Raw genomic sequence first — 20,685 nt, forward strand, 5'->3', positions numbered from 1 at the left:
AACTGCACAAGTTGATCCCGCAGAGGTTTCCTATCTGAGCTTACAGAACTTTGGTACGCAGAAAATAATTTCTCGCTGCAAATTATTTGCCCTCAACCGTAGCTGCATTGCGAAGCCTGAGCGATCGCTTGTTGTTAACGCTTCGCCTCAAGGTCTAAGGTGTGGTCAAAAAGAGCAGTTGCTCTGTGGGCAGATGATCCAAGTAATAGCCATCCTGTGCCAACACAATCAATAAATGCAGGCCACAATCGGGATGCAGGTGCAGATCTGCCCAAGGAATGGCCACTTCTAGGCAGATGCCCAAGGCATAGCGGGCATGGCTGGGTCGCTCTTCCCACTGGTAGTTGGCGATCGCCTCCTTGAAAGCAATCTGTTGCTTTTCAAAGTCAATCACCAATTGATGGTGGTACAGGTAGTTGAGGGGGGCTGCGTCGGGGCAATCTCGCAGATCAGAGAGGGGGCTATTGTACGTCACCATGTTGGGGTAGTACCAGCAAAAGAGCAGGGCGCTGATGTCATTCCCAAAGGGCTGTTTCTGGTTCGGAGTATCAAGACGCAGATAGATATTTAGGTGATCCACCCCATACCAGAGGCGACTGATCAGCGTTTGGCGGTGCATCGTCCCGCGGCTGCCACCGATTTGAATCCGGCCAGCAAAGTTCCAGTCCTGCTCATCACCGCGCCCATCAATCTCAGGGTGAATAAAGCCTTGGGGCGGGTAGGTATCCTTGGCTTCGTGGACTTCTAAGGGATCATTGAGAACCTCAGGAATTGGCTCCCCCAATGCTGTGTAGAGCGCCATCAAATGCTCACGGAAAAGCTGATCAAACATGGCATCGTGGTTCGAGGAGTGGCCTTCACCAAACCACCAAAACCAGTCAGAGCCTTCAGCCGCCAAAAGAGCTTGCCATGCTGCCGGATTCTTCGTTTCAGTGGCTTCGGGGTGGCGTTCAAGGGTTTGGCGGGCAGCCCCTAAATAGTCCCAAGCTTTGTTTTTTACCGGATCGCCAATCCATGTACAGAAATTGCCATCAATCCAAGAGCCGCTGTGAAGAGCAGAACCCGAAATCACCGCACGTGGGGGATATTGTTGCAGATACTCCGCCACAGAAACACAGGCAAAGTGCTCGTTCTCGCTCAGGCCTTGGTAAAGCCTTTCTAAGAAGGGCAGGCCGTCGCGGGGATAGTACTCCCAGCAGTTTTCACCATCGAGGGCAATGGTCACAAGCCATGGTTGCGCCAAACTGGATTGACCAGTCCCTTCATGGGCAATGAGTTGCTGGCGAATGCCCTCCAGCTGCTTGAGCAGATCCGCTGCCGCTGCTTCGGGAGCCATGGCACTGTAGGTAAAACCAATCAGATCCGAGAGGCGATGATCGCGAAAGACAATGTTGAGATCCCCTTTGGCCGTGGTCAGGCGGTAGGGTTGGTAAAGAACATTAGCCTGTTGGACAACCCCTGCTTCGTTGCGGTAAAAATAGGTTCCCGTTGTCCAGCCCAAGATGGCTTCATCGGAGCAAATCCACTCAAAGCCCTGCTCGACAATGGGTTCAAGAATGGCTGGACTCACGGATTGCTCTGACGGCCACAGTCCGCGGGGCGATCGCCCAAAGAATTGTTCATAAAGAACTCGCGCCCGCCGCAAATGCCGAGGAACATCTTCGGGATATTGAAACCGCTGTTGGGGCAGGGCAATGTTGGGAACCGCTACTTTGGCGGCATCGGTATCCACCAAGAGGGGCAAAATCGGGTGGGTATAGGGGGTTGTGGTGACTTCAATTTGACCCGCCTCTTGAAGGGCGCGGTGCTGGGGAATGATTTGGCCAAGAATTTCCCGCTGTTTGGCAATGATCCGCTGGCGATCGCTGAGGCTAAAATCCCGCCCTTGGGATAGCCATTGGGCAATCTCTGGCTCCTCCCAATAGAGAGGATCAATCCACGCTAAATTGTGCCACGCTAACAAATCCCCATAATCTTGCGGCTGCCAATTTTGCCAACACCATGTTTTGCCGTGAGTTTGCCGCTGCTCGTAGAGTTCGCGATAGCGGGGATGGGGGTCAATCATTGTGCGGTGGTGGGCATCAAAGAAATGCTCAATGATAAACCAGCGCTGTTGATCCGTGAGTTGCTCGACCGGCGTCAGTGTGGCTGTGAGGTAGGGATCAAGAGCCGTACCGTTGACATAATCCTGAATTTGCAGCAACAGGGAGGGGACAAGGTTGACGGTTTGCTTGAGGCGGGGATATTTGGCGAGGACTAAGATCAGATCTAAGTAGTCCTTCGTGCCGTGGAGCCGTACCCAAGGGAGCAGGTATTGACCGGTGCGACAACTTTTGTAGAGGGGTTGGTGCTGGTGCCAAATGAAGGCAACGTGCAAGGGATACGCCACAACAAACTTGCCCCCAGTACTCAGAACTCTTCCTCTAGTATTTCAGGGGAGTCTCTTTTACCACCACTTTGTTACGTAAGATGTCAAAAGCAGTACAAATCATAATATACCGCTTTTCTAGCGTATGAGTTATGCTCCTGTCCCACTGCCTGCTGTCAGCTGGGATTTATTAGCGACGAAGATATGCGTGCTCATGTTAAACAAACAATCTTAAAGTATCGCTTGTCAATTGATTTCACAGAATTTAAGAAGCTCAAAATTGATCCAATAAAAGCAACTTTCGATATTGCTGTTTATCATCTCAGTGATGAGGAATTTATTGAAAGAGAAATCAAGCGATGTGCCTCCCTCTGCGGGTCAGCGTTACCCTGAGCAGAAAGCGGCGATTTTGCAACAGGTTCCCGAAGGGGGGTGTTGGCGCGACTTGCCCCCAGACCTGCAGCAGGCCTATCTGATGGGAAGTTTTCGTCTTGATGGTGGTAAAACGGGGATGGCACGGCGCTTGGCATGGGATGAACCTGCGTTGACATTGACTTGCTCCCCTGCCCAAAAGCAAACAGAACGCTGCCACCCCACCGAAACACGACCGTTGACCGTGCGCGAATATGCGCGTATCCAAACGTTCCCCGATGATTGGCAGTTTTGTGGTTCTCTTTCAAGCCAGTATCGGCAGATTGGCAATGCAGTGCCCGTGAATTTGGCGGCAGCGGTGGGGCGATCGCTGGTGAATCTATTGAATGCCCTTGAAATCCAATCACCTCAGCCCACGATTTGCCTGTCAGCAGCAAAACAACTAGAGTTTTCCTTTGCTTGAGTTGCAAAGGGGTATCATCCAGACTTGCTCTCGGTGCAAGGGACAATTATCTTTAGGGGTGATGAGTTTGCAAAGGTCTCAATGAAAGCCCAAGTGTTCCGAGGGGTGAACCAACTCAGCTACGAGGACATTCCCATCCCTGAGATTGCGGCGGATGAAGTCCTTGTGCGCGTCAAGGTCGTTGGCTTGTGCCAATCGGACATCAAAAAAATTCGCTATCCCCTCTATGAGCCGCCTCGTATTTTTGGCCATGAAACGGCGGGTGAAATTGCGGCGGTGGGCGAGGCCGTGACGGGTTGGCAGGTGGGTCAGCGGGTGGTGGTTATGCACCACATCCCCTGTATGCATTGCGCCTACTGCTTGAATGAAAACTATTCAATGTGCCATGTGTATAAAACCGTTACAACCACGGCGGGCTTTATTCCCAGTGGCGGTGGTTTTGCCGAGTATGTGAAAGTACCGGGGCACATTGTGCAGCATGGCGGTCTGATTCCCATTCCCGATCACATTAGTGATGAAGAAGCCAGCTTCGTTGAACCCACCAACTGTTGCCTCAAGGCGGTGAAGAAAGCAGGTGTTGCTCCCGGCCAAACGGTGCTGATCACTGGGGCAGGGCCTATTGGCCTAATGTTTATTATGTTGGTGAATCTCTTTGGGGCACGGGCGATCGCCACCGATTTACTGCCCTCGCGAATTGCCAAAGCCAAAGAAGTGGGCGCTGCTGCCGCCTTTGATGCCCGCGATCCCGATCTCAGTGCCAAGGTGCAAGCCCTGACCCATGGCTTGGGGGTGGATGTCAGTCTCTTGGCGGTTCCCAGTGAGAAGGCCTTTTTCCAAGCCCTAGAGTGTACTCGCAAGGGGGGCAAAATTCTCTTCTTTGCCGAGTTTCCCGATGAGGTGGAGATTCCCCTCAATCCCAACATTCTCTATCGCCGTGAGATTGATCTCATGGGCAGCTACAGTTCCTCCTACCGCTTACAGTCCTTAGCCTGCGACATTATCTTTAACCGCCGCATTGATGTCAAAGCCCTGATCAGCGATCGCTATCCCCTATCAAAGCTGGCTGAAGCGGTGGAGCAAGCAGTACAGCCGACGCCAGAAACCTATAAAATCCTCATTTATCCAGAATCCTAATGCACGCCCTGTCAATTCCCACGTGGATGGTGCATATTTCCAGTGTGCTGGAGTGGATGGCCGCCATTTGGTTTGTGGCACAACTGGATCGCCGCTGTCCGCAGCAGGGATGGCGGTGGTTGGCGTGGGCAATGCTACCAGCGTTGGTGAGTGCCATGTGTGCTTGTACGTGGCATTACTTCGATAATGCAGTGACACTGGCTTGGTTGGTGGATCTGCAAGCGCTGCTCACGTTCATTGGCAACTGTACCCTCTGTGGTGCAGCAGCATGGCTGTGGTGGCGATCGCAAAGCGCACTGTAGCTGCCCTCTTGAAGTAAAGCTTAACAAGATTGATTGAAATTGGCAGTGCTCAAGGACTTCCAGTATCCTGTAATCAGGTTCCCCCCCAATAGGGTGTGACAAATGCAACAGTCCAATACTGAACTTTGACGTAGAACAAGGAGGAACGCTTGCCCGTCAGTCTAGCCCTAAACGCCTAAACCTCTGTGGAGGCTGCGATGGAAAGTAGTGCCGAACTCACCGCCTTGTTCGTCATCACCGTTGTCCTAGGCATTGGTGCCCAAGTGACTGCCCATTGGCTACGGCTGCCGAGTATTGTCCTGTTGTTACTGGCGGGTATTCTTTCAGGGCCGAGCGGCTTGGGGCTAGTCCATCCGGAAGTTTTAGGCGAAGGCCTAGAGGTGTTAGTGCCCCTGTGTGTGGCCTTGATTCTCTTTGAGGGGGGCTTGAGCTTAGACCTGAGCCGCGCTGACCAAGATATTACGGGTAGCCTCTGGAAGTTAGTGACGCTGGGGGGACTGGTGACGTTTGTGGCTGGCGCCATGGCCGCCCATTGGATTGGCGAGTTTCCGTGGCAACTGGCCTTTCTCTATGCGTCTGTGGTGGTGGTGACCGGGCCTACGGTGGTAGGGCCGCTGCTGCGTCAGGTGGGTGTAGAGCACAAATTGGCGGTCATTCTCGAGGGAGAAGGCGTGCTCATTGACCCCATTGGTGCCATTTTGGCGGTGATGGTGCTGAACGTAGTTCTCAATCAAGACCTCGGCATGGGGGCGATCGCCCTCGGGATTATTCAGCGCTTGGCGGTGGGGGCCTTGATTGGTGGTATTGGTGGCTGGTGTCTCAATCGTTTCCTGCACCGCGCTTGGTTTTTGGCGGAAGATTTGCGGAACCTGTTGGTGCTGGCAGTGCTGTGGGGGCTATTTTGGCTCTCGGATCAACTGGTGAGCGAATCCGGCTTGATGATGGCGGTGGTTCTGGGGCTGGTACTGCGTTGGTCGGATGTGCCGGGGGGGCGGCTACTGCGGCGTTTCAAGGGTCAACTGAGTACGCTCTCGATCTCGGTCTTGTTTGTCCTGCTGGCTGCGGATCTCTCGATCGCTGGTCTATTGGAGCTAGGTTGGTCGGGAGTGCTGACGGTGTTGTGCTTAATGTTCCTGATCCGTCCCCTCGGCGTTGTCCTATGTACATGGGGCAGTGATCTCAGTTGGCAACAAAAAGCCTTCCTCAGTTGGATTGCGCCGCGGGGGATTGTTGCGGCTTCAGTGGCTTCGCTATTTTCCATTACCCTCACCAATGCGGGAATTAGTGGGGGGGATGCCATTAAAGGACAAGTGTTCCTGACGATTTTGATGACGGTTTTCGGCCAAGGCCTAACGGCGCGCTGGGTGGCAACCCAACTGAATGTGCGTGCCCAAGGGGCTTCAGGGGTGATGATTGCTGGCTGTACGCCCCTAGGGCGGCTACTGGCGCAGATCTTGCGCGATCGCGGCGAAGAGGTAGTGATGATTGACACCGATCCTGAGGCCGTTGAACAAGCCCGCCGTGAACATCTGCCCGTCTATCTCAGTAGTGCCCTTGACCTGAATATTTTGCAGGAGGCCGGTATTACTCAGTTGGGTACTTATCTGGCTGTCACCAGTAATACGGAAGTAAATGCTGTCTTGGCACAGCGCGTCCTCGAAGAATTTCATCCGCCACGGGTCTTGGCCGCCCTTGAGTTAGAGGATTGTCCCTTGGGGTTGAGTCCAGCCTTTGCCCCACAACTGTCGATCAAAAAATGGAATCAATATATCAATACTGAGGCGGTTCGTCTAGGGGAACTGGTGATTGAGGAGGAGCGATCGCAATTGCAACGCCAGCACCTTGACGCCTTGATCCGCTCTGGGAAAGTGCTTCCCCTGCTTGTGGAACGGCCAGAGGGATTGCGGGTGGTGCGAGCCAATGAAGAGTGGCAAGTGGGCGATCGCCTGATTTACCTGCTCCACAGCCCCAAACCCCACACCCTACCGGCGGCCTTAATTTCGGGCTGGCAAATGAATACCCAAGTGGAATCGGTTCTTGTCCCCAGTGAAGCCCCTACCCCCAAGGGAACCTAATCTCCGGCACTGCGTCCATAGGCATCAGCAGAGTCAACGATTGACGTGTTTTCCCAATCAAAATTGCTGAGGGGAATTCAAAACCCTCTCGGATAACTTGAACACCCTCTTACTTGGAGAGATTTGCTATGCAGAGCCTCGCACAGCGCAGCTTGGCCGTTTTGAGCTGCGGTTTAATGAGTTCTGGTACCCTTGCCCTTCTAGCGGCTGTTCCGGTGCAAGCCCAATCCCGTTTTACCGATACCCAAGGCATTTGGGCACAGGCCTGTATTGACCACTTGGCCAGTCGCAACATTATCAGCGGCTATCCCGATGGCACCTTTCGCCCCTTTGCTCCCGTCACCCGTGCTGAATATGCAGCCATGCTGGGGAAGGCGTTTCCCAATGCGCCTGTGGTGCGTGCCCCCAGTATGTTTAACGATGTCCCCAGCACATTTTGGGCAGCGAGTGCGATTCAAAATGCCACTCGTACTGGCTTCTTGAGTGGCTACCCCGGCAATGTGTTTCAGCCCAATCAAAATATTCCTCGCGTTCAGGCGATCGTGGCTCTAGCCAGTGGCTTGCAATATCCCACACCGCCTTCTGTGGAGGGGGTCTTAGGCCAGTTCAATGATGCGGCAGCAATTCCCGCTTATGGACGTGCGGGTGTGGCCGCTGCCACCGCTAAACAAGTGGTGGTGAACTATCCCAATGTGCAGTTCTTTGCGCCGAATCAACTGGCCACCCGTGCCGATATTGCCGCATTCCTCTGTCAGGCGACCCGTGCCCCCGGTGCCCAAGCCCTTGTCCCGACGCAGTACATTGCGGGTGTGGCTACCACCTCGCCTATTGCGCTCCCAGCCGGTCAGCAAATTCCGGCTCGTTTCCCCGATGCAGAGCGGATTGTCCTTAGCCCCAATGAAAGTGTTGCGATCCGCTTGGTGACGGCTGCCGATGTCCGCGATAGCCAAGGTCGTGTTGTGATTCCCGTGGGTAGTGAAATTTTTGGCCAGATCCAGCCCGCCCAAGGGGGGTCTCAATTTGTGGCCAATACGGTGGTGATCAATAATCGCCAACTCCCGATCGCTGCTAATTCCCAAGTAATTCGTACGATTCGCGATGCCCGTGATCCCAACATTGGCAATGTCTTCCGCAATGCGGCCATTGGTTCGGCGGTGGCTGCGGGGATTTCTGGCTTGGCGGGAGACCGCAGGATTACGCCCCTAAAAGTGCTCACGGGGACAGTGACGGGGGCAGCGATTGAAACCAACCAAGGACGGCCTGCCACCTCCATTATTCGCGATACGCTGATTGGTGCTGCTTTGGCCACGGGTGCTTCTGCAGTGATTGGCGATCGCAAGATTACGCCCGAAAAAGTGATTACCGGTGCAGCCGCCGGTGCCACCATTGGTGGTGCGATTGATCCAGCCGTGCAGCGACTAGTGGTGATTGATGCCAATACGGATTTGGGCTTGACCCTGACTCAACCCTTTACTGTCTCGCAATAGAGACTAGGCACGCGCTAACCCCAGCGATCGCGCGCAGTCCTCGACAGCCTTGGCCACTGCCGGTGCCACCCGTGGATCAAACACTGAGGGGATAATATAGGCTGAGTGCAGTTCCGAGGGACTGACCAAGGCCGCGATCGCTGCTGCTGCTGCGAGGAACATCTCCTCCGTCATGCGGGGTGCCCGACAGGCAAGGGTACCCTTAAACACCCCCGGAAAAGCGAGCACATTGTTGATTTGATTGGGATAGTCACTGCGGCCAGTGGCCACCACCGCCACATGGTCATAAATGAGTTCGGGTTGGATTTCCGGCACGGGATTGGCCATTGCAAAAACAATCGCTTTTGGGGCCATGCGCTGCACCATTTCCAATGTCAGGACGCCGGGGGCACTCAAGCCAATAAAGACATCGGCACCCTCTAGAGCATCAGCCAGCGTTCCTGTTTCAGCGACGGCAAATTCCTGCTGTGCTGGTGTTTGTGCTTTGTCTTTTGAGAGGATGCCTTGGCGGTTGCAGAGGGTTAGATGGTGGGCGCCGGCTTTGCGCAGGAGCTTGGCCACGGCGATGCCGGCTGCCCCCGCCCCGTTAATGACAATGCGCACCGTATCTAAGGATTTAGCCACTAGTTGCAGGGCATTTTTAAGGGCGGCAAGGGTGACAATGGCCGTGCCGTGCTGGTCATCGTGAAACACAGGGATATCCAATTCCGCTTGCAGACGGGCTTCGATTTCAAAGCAGCGGGGGGCGCTAATATCCTCTAGATTGATGCCACCAAAGACGGGGGCGATGCGCTTGACGGTGGCGACGATTTCATCCACCTCCTGTGTGCTCAAGCAGATGGGAAAGGCGTCCAGACCGGCAAATTCCTGAAAGAGCATGGCCTTGCCCTCCATCACCGGTAGAGCAGCCTCTGGGCCGATATTGCCCAATCCCAAGACCGCACTGCCATCACTGACAATGGCCACCGTATGGCTTTTGATCGTCAGTTTGTGCACCAATTGAGGATCGTCAGCGATCGCTTGGGATACCCGACCGACACCCGGCGTATAGGCCATCGCCAGATCGTCGTATTCCTGAAGGGGATGCTTGCTTTTAACAGTAATTTTGCCCCCCTCATGGAGCCGAAAGGTGCGATCGCTCACCTCTAGCACCGTGGCTTGGGTGTCAGATTTCACAGCATTGACAATGGCCGCAGCATGATCGCGGCTGGCAGCCACCACCACCAGTTCCCGTAGGATTTTATTAGCGCTTTTCTCGATCAGGGTGATGGAACCCACTTGCCCCTGTTGCCCACCAATGATCTGGAGAACGGTTCCTAATTCCGTTGGATCTAAGGAAGTCTTCAATCGCAGCGTCAGACTATAGGCAGGCGTCGGGGTCAACTTAACCATTCAGACTTAACCAAAAGTTAACGGCAAAAGGTACCGTCTGATGATAGCACCTCTGCCTAGCTTCCGGTTTGGGTGGCAATGGGCAGCGGCTCGGCTTTGCAGGCGGCCAAAATGGCGCGATCGCTAGCACTAATACGACGCAAACTATAGAAACTGGGTAAATCAATTTCTGCTTGGTAGGGTTCCTCCTCATAGGTGGGTAGAACCGTCACCTGCAACTGGCGATCGCCCACGGTACCCCGAAAACAATCAAAGGAGGAATTGGGCATGTAAAACGCCCCATAGACCTTCTGATCTTTGACTTCAAAGACAATATAGCTATGACCCACCTGTTGGGGTTGGGGCGACTCGCCAAGGAGATACAGGCCATTGACCAATGGAGATTGATTTTGTCGTGCCAAGAGCGGTTGAGCGATCGCCAGCCCATTGGTGAACCCAAGGGTAACAACTCCCAATACAACTGAAAGTGACCAACCCAAACGTGCCAACGAAATCATTCTATTTCCCTACCTGAAACGCGAAGTGGCCTAAACCAGCGTTTTGAAGCGTCAACCGTAGCGAAGGGCGGTGTCGTTACGCTGATACTTCGATCCTGACAGGTGAATAGCCGTTTTTCGTTGGAACTATGCCAGTAGTGGCACAGGCACAAATTGACCCCTAAAGAGGATAGTCCTTGCTAGCGTTCCCATTTAGTCCACTGCCTTGAAGGGAAGGGAGTTTATACCATTATTTGCTGAGCAGTAGAAGATGGCAGATTGTTTGAGTTCGCTGGATGAACAGAGTTCAAGCGGCAAGAAGCGATATCTTATACCAGTTCTTTGTAACATTGAGCTTAATAAATAGGTCTTAAACGAGGGAATTGTCTATCCTAAAACTGAAGTCATCTCAGTAGGAGACCTTCATGGCTCGCCCGCTCGTCCTCACAATTGAGGATTCCAGCAGTTATTGGCAGTCAAGACGCCCCTCGGAGCCGCCCGCATCATCCCCCCAGCAGTGATGGCACAGTTGCAGGAACGCCTACAAGACCCCAGCGGGTTTGACAGTTACAAGGCCATTGTGCAGTGGCTACGACAGGAGCATCAGCTTGAGGTCGCCTACCCGATGGTGCATCGCATTGTGCGCTATGAATTGGGAGCGAAGTTGAAAGGTCCCCGTCCTCGCCATCAGCAGCAGACACCAAGAGCAACCGAAGACTTTAAAAAAACTTCCTCTCCTCCTCCCAATCTTGCAAGCGGTCATCGGTTCCCGCAGGCGGCTACCCTACTTTTGTCAAGACGAGAGTCGCTGGGGACTGCTCACGCTCACCGGACGGCGAGTGACGGTGCCGGGGATTCAGCCTCAAGGCCTCTACCAATTAGGAGAGTATTTCGGTAAAAATAACACCTCGTGACCCGCCGCTTTCACCACTGCCTGAATCGCCCCTTTCGGATGAATCGGTGCATTATCCATCATCAATAACGAAGGTCTCTTTAACGCCGGCAAACAGTACTGACTCAGCCAACTCCCAAACCCTAACGCATTCAAATACCCGCAAAACAGCATTGGGGCGATGAAGTCTTTCTGGTGCCTGTACCGCCCTGCGACTACACTCTCTCTTTTCTTACGCTTCCCCGCTCGCTCTCCATAAATTCGTTGGCCTCGCGCTGACCACCCATACTCACACTCTACTCGAGAGTCAAACCCCGTCTCTAAGGCCGCCCAATCCAGTTTCCAAGGACGACGGGGGACAACTGTGGGGGCTAAGTCCTCTCGCTTCAGCCAGCGATAGATGGTGGCGCGGCTCACCTGAAAGATTTGAGTCGCTTCACTGATTTTGCCACCTTGCTGGATATAGGAGACAACCCGCTCTCGTCAGTCCAAGCTATAGCTCATATTCTTGACTAACATTCATGACGCTTTGAGTATAGCCTATCCCTCTTGAAAATATCTCACTCTCTTTCGAAATAACTATATCTTCAAATTGAATTGGTATAAGACTCAATCATGAACTTTTGTACAGGATCGTAACTAGGTTTGGCTATAAAGACTACAATAGAAGTGTAGGGAAGGCGACTGAGTCCCCTACAACTCTAAACAGCTCCTCACATTTTCTTATTACTTTTTTGCAGTTAATACCTTAGTATTCACCGTTCAAGACTCAAAGCCTCACGTTTCCAAAAGCGGGGGAAGGAATCTAAGGAATTGTTACAAGTGATTTCATCAATGACTTCTCGATAAAGAGAAGGCGGGGGAATTATGTTCAGCATGCAGTTTTGGCGGCAGTCTCTTGTCGCCACGATCGCCTTGAGTGTGTTAGCCGTGTTTTCTTGGACACCTTTGGCTCACAGCCAAACCCATAGCACGCTACAGGTGGGAGCGACGGTCATTAAAACCTGTCAAGTCAGCCGCCCTGCCCAACCGCCAAGCCTGCGCAATGGCAACTACAGTTTGCAGACTGATTGTCTCCAAGCAACGCAAACAACTCCTGTGGGACAAGTGGTACCGTTACCAGTTGAATGGGGACTGGTGGAGGATGCTAACCCCACACTGATGCGGCTAGTCTCCTATTAGGCAGCCGGGGACGAAATTTTACCCGCATGGTTGAGGGGCCAATAGCAGGCGATCGCCCGACCAATGACATTCTCAAGGGGCAAAAATCCCCAGATATGGGAGTCATTGCTGTGGTTGCGGTTATCTCCCATAACAAAGAGCATATTCTCTGGCACTGTCACTGGGGAGAGGGTATAAACGGGTGGCTCAGCAATGTAGGGTTCTGCAAGGGGGCGATCGTTGACCCAAACTTGACCATCATGCACGGCAACCGTATCCCCGGCGGTGGCAATCACTCGTTTAATGAGGGCTTGATCGGCGCGATAACCAAGGGCCTGCAAGAGGGGTGGGGTATAGAAGACAACAATATCCCCCGGTTGAGGCGATCGCTGGCGATAGGTGATCTTTTCCACCACAATGCGATCGCCTGGCCAAAGCGTTGGCTCCATAGACTCTGAGGGAATAAAGCGCGACTCCGCCACAAAAATACGAATCAGTAGCGTGATCAGCACAGCCACCCCAATCAGGAGGGCATTATTGCGTAGCGATCGCCAGCGGGAAGGGGAATTCGTTGCCGAAGCAGACATATAAGGGCAGATTTAGAGAAACCACCCTTTTTATGGTACCGGTTTCAGTAGACCGACTGATTACAAAGAGTGTGAATGGATAGCTCTGATTCGCCACTCCCCCCTCTCACAGAAGCCACGTTGTGGCAAATTCTCAATGATGAATTGGATGATGCTACGGTCAATCAGCTCCTGTGGCACTGCTTGGGCTATCGCTATGACGCCCACAGCCAAACTTGGCAGAGCGATCGCGTGCCTCCAGAATGGCGACAAGACTATCCCCAACCGCCAGACTTCATTGGCAGCCGCCCCGCCATCGTCAAGCTCACCCGCTCTATTCCCCCTGCCCACAAGCAACTTCTCAAGGAACAGTTGGGCTTTGCTGGCTATGAAATCAAGGAACTCAACCCCCGCCGTACGCGCCGTGCCACTGCGGTCAATTGGCTCCTGAGTTATATGGCCACTCAAGCAGAGACTGCGGTGAAATAACCTGCGGCCACCTCGATCGCCACTTGGCGGATGGCGCGATAGACTGCGGCCAGTTCTTCATCACTAATGCAGTAGGGGGGCAGGATATAGAGCGTATTGCCCAAAGGTCGCAGCAGCACACCTAACTCAATAAAGCGGCGGCGCAGTTGGGGCACAAAGTCACTAAAGTAGGAGGCCGCCGTCGCCAATTCCATGGCCGCGATCGTGCCACAGGTGCGAAATTGCTTGAGATTGCTGACATCGGCAAGATACTGCTGGTAACACTGCCAATGGCGCGCCTCTAGACCTTGGTAGGCTTCAGGTTTGGCAAGCAGCAATTGAAATGAAGCCACACTCGCGGCACAGGCCAAGGGATTGCCGGTATAGGAATGGCTGTGGAAAAAGGCGCGCGCCGGATCATCGGCATAAAAGGCTTGGTAAATGTCCTCAGTGGCCAATGTGACGGCAATGGGCAAGCAGCCTCCCGATAACCCCTTAGAGAGACAAAGGAGATCGGGTTGTGTCCCCGCTTTCTCACAGGCAAAGAGGGCACCTGTGCGGCCAAACCCCGTCATCACCTCGTCATAGACGACTAACACCCCATAGGCCTTGGCAATTGCAGAAAGGGCTTGCAAAAACGAGGGACGACACATGCGCATTCCCCCTGCCCCCTGTACGAGTGGCTCAATGAAGAGAGCGGCATAGGCATCGGGGTCTGCCTTCAGGGTATCCTCCAGTTGAGCGATCGCCTGTGCTTCCTTGGTCTCCACCTCTGGATCCCCCGCATAGGTTGCTGGGTAGGGCAGGATTGTTAAGGGGGGGAGCAGCGGTTGAAAGGGTTGCCACCACGGGGAACTTTGGCCGACAGTCATTGCCCCAAGGGTATCGCCATGGTACCCGCCGGCAAAGCCAATGAAGCGCGATCGCTGGGGTTGATCTCGCCGCTGCCAATACTGGTAGGCCATCTTCAGCGCCACTTCCACGGCGGTTGAGCCATTGTCGGAAAAAAAGACCCGTTGTAACCCCGCTGGTGTGTGGGCACACAGCAGTTGGGCAAGCTGCTCCGCTGGCTCATGGGTAAAGCCGGCAAAAATGACGTGCTCAAGGGTTTGTGCCTGCTCATAGAGCGCTTTAGCCAGCACAGGATGGCTATGGCCATGGAGCGTCACCCACCAACTGGAAATGGCATCAATAATCTGACGGCCATCGCTCAGTTCAAGGCGAGCACCTTGGGCACGCACCACCTTCAGGGGCGGAGCCGCCGTTTTCATTTGTGTAAAGGGCTGCCAAATGGGGGAGTCAGTCATAGTTGCGATGGGCATCTAAGCGAGCAGCAAGGGTCGTAAAAATATCCTCGGGAATGGGACAGCGGAGCGATCGCGCCAAGCGTTTTTTTTGTTTGGCCACCTTGAGACACTCGGCAGTGGGACACAGATAGGCCGATCGCCCCATCCCCCGATCCAACTGCACCTTTTGATCGGGCCAGCAGCGCACGATTCGCCAAAACTCCGAGCGATCGGCCAAGCGGCCACAGGACACACAGCGGCGTTGGGGGACAGCCATCATCCCTAACTGGCAACTTGTTCTTCGAGGGCGGCCATGGCCAAGCGATCCTCCTCTTCATAGTTGTATTGGGAGCTATCGCGCACCTCAATTTTCCAGCCCGTTAGGCGAGTTGCCAAGCGCACATTTTGGCCTTCCTTACCAATGGCTTGGGAGACCTTATCCGGTGCCACAAGGACATGGGCAATGCGGGCTTCGGGGTTGATTAGCCGCACATCCTCTACCGGGGCGGGACTGAGGGAATTGGCAATATAGGTGGCTGGATCCGGCGACCAGCGGATCACATCAATTTTTTCCCCCCGCAGTTCATTCACCACTGCTTGAATGCGGGATCCCCGTGCCCCAATACAGGCACCCACCGGATCGACATCCCGCTCTAAGGTATCCACGGCAATTTTGGTGCGGGGGCCGACTTTATGATTCGGGGGATTGGCTTCGCGAGCAATGGCCACAATCCGCACCACTTCATCCTCAATTTCTGGCACCTCATTGGCAAAGAGATAGACCACCAAGCCAGCATCAGCACGGGAAACCTCCAATTGGGGGCCGCGCTGAGGTCCCTCTTTGACGCGCTTGAGATACACCTTGAATGTGGAGTTGGCGCGGTAGTTGTCGTTGGGAAGTTGTTCCCGTTTCGGCAGTTCGGCCTCCACTTCCGGTTGGCTAGCATCGCTGCGCACAGCCATAATCACCGATCGCCGCTCAAACCGCAGGACGCGCCCCATGAGTACGGTGCCCTCGAGGTCTTTGAATTCCTCTTGGACGAGGCGACGCTGTTGATCTCGCAATTTCTGCGCCAGCACTTGCTTGGTTTGCATGGCGGCCATGCGGCCAAATTCCTGATGGTCAGGGGTGACATCCAACAGCACCGTATCGCCGACACGGGCATCCTGCACCACCTCAATCACATCGGCAAGGGCAATTTCGCGATCGGGGTTCGCCACTGTTTCCGTAATCGTTTTGGTGGCCAAAACGCGGAAGCCCTCCTGCTCGGTGTCTAGTTCCACTTCAAAGTTGGCAAAGTGGTCTTCTTCAAAGTGACTATGATCCGGGCGCAGACTGCGGCGATAGCGTTCGTATCCCTTGAGCAGTGCTTCCTTGAGGGCTTGATGTACCGCGTGCTTGGGCAAATTCCGCTCTTGGCTGATTTCATTGATCATGGCCCGTAGGCCGGGTAAGCGATAGATGGTCATCGTCCGTTACAACCTCGTTCATTTAGTAGATCAACTGCTGCTAAGGCTCACTGCTGGGGGTGTACAGTTGGACACTGGCAATCAGTGAGCGGGGAATCGCCAGCGATCGCCCCCGTTGATTGAGATAGACATTCACCGCGTCACGGCGAATCAGGTTGCCCTCCCAAAGGGTTTTGCCCCGATGGGGTGCGGTGGTCGTGACCCGTACAGGAAAGCCACGAAAGGCATCAAAGTCGCGATCGCTACTCAAGTAATCCGACAGGCCCGGACTCGACACCTCGAGAACGTAGGCAAACTCCAACTCTGGCAGCCCATCCAAAGCCATCTCCAGTGCCCGACTCAGCCGTTCGCAATCCTCTAAGCTGGTGTCATTCTCAGGATGGCGCACCTCCACCCGTAAAATCGGGGGCGATTGATGGGTCAGCCACTGCACACTCACCAGATCAAGGTGTTCTTGGTCGGCAACCTGCTGGGCAAGGGTTTGCACCACAGGCAACAGCATCTGTATCTGCATAGGAAATAAAAAAGGCGGGACATTGCCCACCACACCCAAACAATCTCAAAAAGTGACAGCCTCACTTCCCGAGGGGAAGGAGATTTTTGAACCGTTCAGGATAGAACGTTCATGGGTGCTGCCAATACACCACTCTTCTTGGCACTTAGTATAGCAGCTAACAGTGGGCGATCGCCACCCTGACCAACAGACCCGAGACGCTCCTAGCGATCGCTAAAATCACCATTCGTCAGTTCATCACCGTCGTAATCCTCTTCCCCCAGCTCCAAATCCTCCAAGACGGGATTCAAGAGCACTGCCATCTCCGCCTCATGGTGGGTGAGCCACTGGCCTTGGGTGCGGAACCAGCGGGGCGGGTTAATGTAGCGAGCATAGTACCACGGGGGAGCAGTGGGCTGGCTAATTTCCGCCTGTACTCGAATTTTCTCACCCGCATAGTAGGCATCTTCGGGTTCCACTTCCAACCACACTTTTTGGCCGATGATTTCTTGGGGGAGCATCATAAGGGCAATTCCTCGGGGAACCTCACCATATCTCAATTTTATTCAGTTCTAACCCCTAGGGGAAAATGTTGCAGTTATTCACCATCCCCCACAATCAACGAGGGGTAGGGCTGCTGCCGTTTTGGATCTTCTAACTTCAGGGAAATCAAGCCAGCACAGAGAACAAAGACCATCGAAACCCACAGACAGCCGACAATGCCCCAAATTTGATAGATGAGGCCAGAGAGAACCGTTCCCGCTAGTCGCCCGCCGGAATTGGCCATGTAGTAGAAGCCAACATTCAAGGCCACCTTTTCATCATCGGTGTAGGCCAGCACCAAGTAGGAGTGGACTGCCGAATTCATGGCAAAAATCAAGCCAAAAAGGAGCAAGCCGCCAATAATGACGGCATTGGGATTCCAGTGGCTCATCAAGCCCAAGGCAATGACTGCTGGCACAATCGTCAGTGTAAACGTCCAAAACTGAATAGTGGCGGCTTGGGGAGGGCGACCGCGATTGATGTATTTCAACAGTAGGGGTGCCGAGGACTGGACACCTCCATAGCCAATGACCCACAGGGCGAGAAAGCCCCCCACTTCATAAAATGACCAGTTGAGAACACTTTGGAGATAGACGGGCAAACCCACCACAAACCAGACATCCCGCGCCCCAAAGAGGAAAAAGCGAGCAGCAGAAAGAATATTGATCTCCTTGCTCTTGGAAAAGAGTTGGCGAAATTTGATTTTCTTTTTGATCTGCCCCATCCCCCGTGGCAATAACAAACCGCTGAACAGGATCAAGATAAGCGCGATCGCCATGATCCACAGAGACGCTCTATAGCCCGCCAATGTCAGCAACACACTGCCAACAAAGAAACCCACCCCCTTGAGGGCATTTTTAGAACCCGTCAGAATCGCTACCCACTTAAAGAGCTGTGACTCTGCCTCCTGGGGCACCACTAAGCGAATAGCGCTCTTAGAACTCATCTTTGTCAGGTCTTTGGCCACCCCCGACATCGCCTGTGCCGCCATCACATAGGGCACCGCAAACCACAAAGGCCATTCTGGCGTTAGGGGCGTGAGCATGATCAGCGAGATCACCTGTAAACCAATGCCCGCGTAGAGGGTGACATTCAGCCCTAAACGGGAACCAATCCAGCCACCGAGAAAGTTGGTGACAATGCCAAAAATTTCATAGAAGAGAAATAGGAAGGCAATTTGCAGCGGTGTGTAGCCAATCTGGTTAAAGTAGAGCAGCACTAGCATCCGCAGTGCGCCATCGGTAATCGTGAACCCCCAGTAGGCGAGGGTAACAATCATATAGTTGCGGACACTGGTGGACACAGCCATAGCAGACTCCTTAGGGCAACGTAGTGGCGACGTGACGAGCTAATTCGGCCATGCGATTGCTGTAGCCCCATTCGTTGTCGTACCATGCGAGAATTTTCACCTGCGTTTCATCCACAACCATTGTGGAGAGGGCATCGACAATGCTGGAACGGGGGTCGTTGCAATAGTCAATGGAAACAAGAGGGCGCTCCTCATAACCGAGAATTCCGTTGAGTTCCCCGGCGGCGGCAGCTTTAAGAGCTGCATTCACTTCGGCCACACTGGTGGGGCGGCTCACTTCAAAAACACAGTCGGTGAGCGACGCATTCAACAGGGGCACCCGTACCGCCAAGCCATTGAGTTTGCCTTGGAGTTCTGGATAAATCAGCCCAATAGCAGTGGCTGAACCCGTGGTTGTCGGCACAAGAGACATCAGACTAGAGCGGGCACGGCGCAAGTCCTTGTGGGGGGCATCCACCACTGTTTGCGTATTGGTGACATCGTGGATCGTGGTGATCAAGCCGTGGCGAATGCCAAGGGTTTCGTGAATGACCTTAACGACGGGGGCAAGGCAATTTGTCGTACAGGAGGCGGCGGTGAGCAAGTGGTGTTCTTGGGGATTGTAGAGATGGTCATTGACGCCCATGACAATGTTGAGGGCCTGTTCCTTGACGGGGGCAGCAACAATCACTTTTTTCACCCCAACTGCAAAGTAGGCCGCCAGTTGCTCAGCGGTACGGAATTTACCGGAGCATTCCAGAACAATCTCGACTCCTCGTTCTTGCCAAGGTACCTCTGCTGGGGTTTTTGCTTCCGAAAAGCTAATGATCTGATCGTTGATGGCGATCGCCCCCTCTTTGGCCTGAATGGCTTGGGGCCAGCGGCCATGCACCGAATCAAACTCTAGTAAATGGGCGGCAGTGGTTGTGCCTCCTTTAATCTCGTTAATGTGGCGAAACTCCAGTTCAGGCCAACCCCACGCGGCACGCAAAACCAAGCGACCAATGCGGCCAAAGCCATTAATGCCGATGCCAACGCCCATCGTTGCTGCTCCAGCGGGACATCCCTACGTTATTTCAAATAATCTTGAATTGTCAATCGCCAAAAATGATTCGCCAAGAGAATGGTCTTAAATGTGGGGGCAGGGGGTCTGACTCGGATCGTCCCAACAGTGGGGAATGGTTGGCTCAGGAATCGGCTGGGCAGGGGTACCAAAAACCATTTCGCAACTGTAGTCGCTAAAGTTGGGCGTCATCGTCAAGGGAATGCCAAATCGCTGCCGAAAGAATTGCTCCGTGGGCTTTTTGCACAGGTTGATACAGAGTGCCACGCATTGAGATTCAGCAAGATAGCGGCATTTTTGAATGCGCACGCCACTGTGTTGCCATTGGCGGGGTTGATCGGGGGGAATGACCTCGACCCAGTAGCGATCGCTGGCTCCCACTAACCAGCCCGTGAGGCGGGTGGCAAACCACGCATTCCACTCACAAACCCAGCGAGTCGGGCGAAAGAGTGTGCGTACCAAGGTGCTGATGAAGGGGGGAACTAACCGATCAAAGACGGTGGCCACGATAGCCTGCTGCTGCGCGGGCGATCGCCTCTGCTTCACTTGCCGTGTGATTTCAACAAAGCCAACGTAGTCGAATCGCTGTGGCTCAACCCCAATGACACTAGCGATCGCTCGAATCAACCGAGCCAAGCACCATCGCTCCAACCAGTTGAGGGACTCAGGCGGCATCATCAAGATGATCGAGCACCTCAAGGGCAGCACGGCGAACGATTGCATCCGTTTCCTGTCCCAGTAGCAGATATAGGGCTTCCTGCACTTGGCGACGCTCTGCCCCCTTAGAGATGCGAGCTAATTGGCGAATAGCCACTAGCCGATGCAGCGGTTGCGGATGGGTGAGGTCAGCAAACCATTGGGACACCTGTTGGGTCTGATGCTGCTGTTGCAGTTGCCCCATGAGCGTCCCAAGCAGGGCAATGACGGCCACTAAAAGGATGCCGAGGATCACAAGCGCCACCACGAGCCATGGATCTGCGGTGTGTTGACCCAAATGCAGAAGGGTATAGGTACCCAAACAGGCCAGCAAACCCCCGACCACCGTAAAGGCGAAGGGATGGTGTAGCCATTGAGACATCTGTTGGCGCAGGTCTTGCCATAGCGTCAACAGTCGGCGTTGCCAGCGACTGAGGAGAAAAATCGTACCCACGCCACTCAGGGTGGCCACCATCAAAGGGCCATCGGTTTGCCACAGGAGAAGACCTGCCCCCAATCCGCCGATGACCAGCAAAAGACGCTCAGACAGCAGATTAAACACAAAAGATTTCCAGCGCAGTCGTTGCGATCGCGTCGCGTGCCCTTTGGCCAATCGCCTTTGGCGCGGCGGAGTTGAGTACCGTTGAAGTCGCGGCAATGACCATTTCGCCCAAGAGGTAACCATAGGGT

Annotated in this window: 22 protein-coding genes and 2 pseudogenes; 10 read left to right on the forward strand and 14 right to left on the reverse strand. The window is 54.0% G+C overall.

Features of this window, described 5'->3' with window-relative positions; all coding sequences use genetic code 11:
• Positions 1-154: 154 nt before the first annotated feature.
• Positions 155-2,389, reverse strand: coding sequence for a glycoside hydrolase (locus tag RHJ31_RS08680; protein WP_302676327.1), 2,235 nt, complete (start codon positions 2,387-2,389; stop codon positions 155-157).
• A 183-nt stretch (positions 2,390-2,572) separates the two neighbouring features.
• Between RHJ31_RS08680 and RHJ31_RS13195 the strand changes: the two genes are divergently transcribed.
• The 6 genes and pseudogenes from RHJ31_RS13195 (at position 2,573) to RHJ31_RS08705 (ending at position 8,201) form a co-directional block, all read left to right on the forward strand.
• Complete coding sequence (locus RHJ31_RS13195) at positions 2,573-2,761, forward strand: Eco47II family restriction endonuclease (protein WP_315862948.1); 189 nt, start codon at positions 2,573-2,575, stop codon at positions 2,759-2,761.
• Positions 2,724-3,203: pseudogene (locus RHJ31_RS08685) on the forward strand (DNA cytosine methyltransferase); the annotation flags it as partial. The gene RHJ31_RS13195 and the pseudogene RHJ31_RS08685, both read left to right, overlap by 38 nt.
• A gap of 81 nt (positions 3,204-3,284) precedes the next feature.
• On the forward strand, positions 3,285-4,337 hold the full coding sequence (locus RHJ31_RS08690; protein WP_302676330.1) for a zinc-dependent dehydrogenase: 1,053 nt from the start codon (positions 3,285-3,287) through the stop codon (positions 4,335-4,337).
• Positions 4,337-4,639 (forward strand): DUF2499 domain-containing protein, encoded by a 303-nt coding sequence (locus tag RHJ31_RS08695; protein WP_149820737.1) that lies wholly within the window; start codon positions 4,337-4,339, stop codon positions 4,637-4,639. Before RHJ31_RS08690 ends, RHJ31_RS08695 begins: the two co-directional genes overlap by 1 nt.
• Positions 4,640-4,836: 197 nt before the next feature.
• On the forward strand, positions 4,837-6,714 hold the full coding sequence (locus tag RHJ31_RS08700) for a cation:proton antiporter (RefSeq protein ID WP_310445788.1): 1,878 nt from the start codon (positions 4,837-4,839) through the stop codon (positions 6,712-6,714).
• A 128-nt stretch (positions 6,715-6,842) separates the two neighbouring features.
• Positions 6,843-8,201: an S-layer homology domain-containing protein gene (locus RHJ31_RS08705; RefSeq protein ID WP_206199579.1), complete on the forward strand. Its 1,359-nt coding sequence runs from the start codon at positions 6,843-6,845 to the stop codon at positions 8,199-8,201.
• Between the two features lie 3 nt (positions 8,202-8,204).
• On the opposite strand, the gene RHJ31_RS08710 is transcribed toward RHJ31_RS08705, so the two are convergent.
• Together RHJ31_RS08710 and RHJ31_RS08715 are read right to left on the reverse strand one after the other, a co-directional pair.
• Positions 8,205-9,593 (reverse strand): NAD-dependent malic enzyme, encoded by a 1,389-nt coding sequence (locus RHJ31_RS08710; RefSeq protein ID WP_302676332.1) that lies wholly within the window; start codon positions 9,591-9,593, stop codon positions 8,205-8,207.
• 56 nt (positions 9,594-9,649) lie between these two features.
• On the reverse strand, positions 9,650-10,090 hold the full coding sequence (locus tag RHJ31_RS08715) for a hypothetical protein (RefSeq protein WP_302676334.1): 441 nt from the start codon (positions 10,088-10,090) through the stop codon (positions 9,650-9,652).
• Positions 10,091-10,694: 604 nt separating this feature from the next.
• Between RHJ31_RS08715 and RHJ31_RS13265 the strand changes: the two are divergent.
• Positions 10,695-10,739: pseudogene (locus RHJ31_RS13265) on the forward strand (hypothetical protein); the annotation flags it as partial.
• 79 nt (positions 10,740-10,818) lie between these two features.
• Positions 10,819-10,983, forward strand: a complete 165-nt coding sequence (locus RHJ31_RS08720) for a hypothetical protein (RefSeq protein ID WP_310828398.1) — start codon at positions 10,819-10,821, stop codon at positions 10,981-10,983.
• On the opposite strand, the gene RHJ31_RS13270 is transcribed toward RHJ31_RS08720, so the two are convergent.
• Positions 10,941-11,423 carry a transposase gene (locus RHJ31_RS13270; protein WP_399375703.1) on the reverse strand — a complete coding sequence of 161 codons (483 nt, stop codon included), beginning with the start codon at positions 11,421-11,423 and terminating at the stop codon, positions 10,941-10,943. The two genes, RHJ31_RS08720 and RHJ31_RS13270, sit on opposite strands and share 43 nt — an antisense overlap.
• A 405-nt stretch (positions 11,424-11,828) precedes the next feature.
• Here RHJ31_RS13270 and RHJ31_RS08725 point away from each other — a divergent pair, with 405 nt between their 5' ends.
• On the forward strand, positions 11,829-12,143 hold the full coding sequence (locus RHJ31_RS08725; protein WP_302676337.1) for a hypothetical protein: 315 nt from the start codon (positions 11,829-11,831) through the stop codon (positions 12,141-12,143).
• On the opposite strand, the gene lepB is transcribed toward RHJ31_RS08725, so the two are convergent.
• Complete coding sequence (gene lepB, locus RHJ31_RS08730) at positions 12,140-12,709, reverse strand: signal peptidase I (RefSeq protein WP_206199575.1); 570 nt, start codon at positions 12,707-12,709, stop codon at positions 12,140-12,142. The two genes, RHJ31_RS08725 and lepB, sit on opposite strands and share 4 nt — an antisense overlap.
• 75 nt (positions 12,710-12,784) lie before the next feature.
• Here lepB and RHJ31_RS08735 point away from each other — a divergent pair, with 75 nt between their 5' ends.
• Positions 12,785-13,177, forward strand: coding sequence for a DUF1823 family protein (locus RHJ31_RS08735; RefSeq protein WP_206199574.1), 393 nt, complete (start codon positions 12,785-12,787; stop codon positions 13,175-13,177).
• Here the strand turns inward: RHJ31_RS08735 and bioA are convergent.
• The 9 genes from bioA to RHJ31_RS08780 form a co-directional block, all read right to left on the reverse strand.
• Positions 13,153-14,478, reverse strand: a complete 1,326-nt coding sequence (bioA, locus tag RHJ31_RS08740) for an adenosylmethionine--8-amino-7-oxononanoate transaminase (protein WP_310445790.1) — start codon at positions 14,476-14,478, stop codon at positions 13,153-13,155. The two genes, RHJ31_RS08735 and bioA, sit on opposite strands and share 25 nt — an antisense overlap.
• Complete coding sequence (locus RHJ31_RS08745; RefSeq protein WP_149818242.1) at positions 14,456-14,722, reverse strand: YlxR family protein; 267 nt, start codon at positions 14,720-14,722, stop codon at positions 14,456-14,458. Before RHJ31_RS08745 ends, bioA begins: the two co-directional genes overlap by 23 nt.
• A 2-nt stretch (positions 14,723-14,724) precedes the next feature.
• Positions 14,725-15,912 (reverse strand): transcription termination factor NusA, encoded by a 1,188-nt coding sequence (gene nusA / locus RHJ31_RS08750; RefSeq protein WP_149818240.1) that lies wholly within the window; start codon positions 15,910-15,912, stop codon positions 14,725-14,727.
• A gap of 40 nt (positions 15,913-15,952) precedes the next feature.
• On the reverse strand, positions 15,953-16,414 hold the full coding sequence (gene rimP, locus RHJ31_RS08755; RefSeq protein WP_190278200.1) for a ribosome maturation factor RimP: 462 nt from the start codon (positions 16,412-16,414) through the stop codon (positions 15,953-15,955).
• 215 nt (positions 16,415-16,629) lie between these two features.
• Complete coding sequence (locus RHJ31_RS08760; RefSeq protein WP_206199571.1) at positions 16,630-16,929, reverse strand: hypothetical protein; 300 nt, start codon at positions 16,927-16,929, stop codon at positions 16,630-16,632.
• A 74-nt stretch (positions 16,930-17,003) separates the two neighbouring features.
• Complete coding sequence (gene arsJ, locus RHJ31_RS08765; protein ID WP_302676342.1) at positions 17,004-18,257, reverse strand: organoarsenical effux MFS transporter ArsJ; 1,254 nt, start codon at positions 18,255-18,257, stop codon at positions 17,004-17,006.
• A 10-nt stretch (positions 18,258-18,267) separates the two neighbouring features.
• Positions 18,268-19,278 carry an ArsJ-associated glyceraldehyde-3-phosphate dehydrogenase gene (locus tag RHJ31_RS08770; protein WP_302676343.1) on the reverse strand — a complete coding sequence of 337 codons (1,011 nt, stop codon included), beginning with the start codon at positions 19,276-19,278 and terminating at the stop codon, positions 18,268-18,270.
• An 87-nt stretch (positions 19,279-19,365) separates the two neighbouring features.
• Positions 19,366-19,977 (reverse strand): DUF4033 domain-containing protein, encoded by a 612-nt coding sequence (locus RHJ31_RS08775; RefSeq protein WP_302676344.1) that lies wholly within the window; start codon positions 19,975-19,977, stop codon positions 19,366-19,368.
• A complete protein-coding gene (locus tag RHJ31_RS08780) occupies positions 19,964-20,680 on the reverse strand; it encodes a hypothetical protein (RefSeq protein ID WP_302676345.1) in 717 nt (238 codons plus the stop codon). Before RHJ31_RS08780 ends, RHJ31_RS08775 begins: the two co-directional genes overlap by 14 nt.
• Positions 20,681-20,685: the final 5 nt, after the last annotated feature.

This window comes from Thermosynechococcus sp. JY1331 (genome assembly GCF_031583475.1).
Taxonomy (GTDB): Bacteria; Cyanobacteriota; Cyanobacteriia; order Thermosynechococcales; family Thermosynechococcaceae; genus Thermosynechococcus.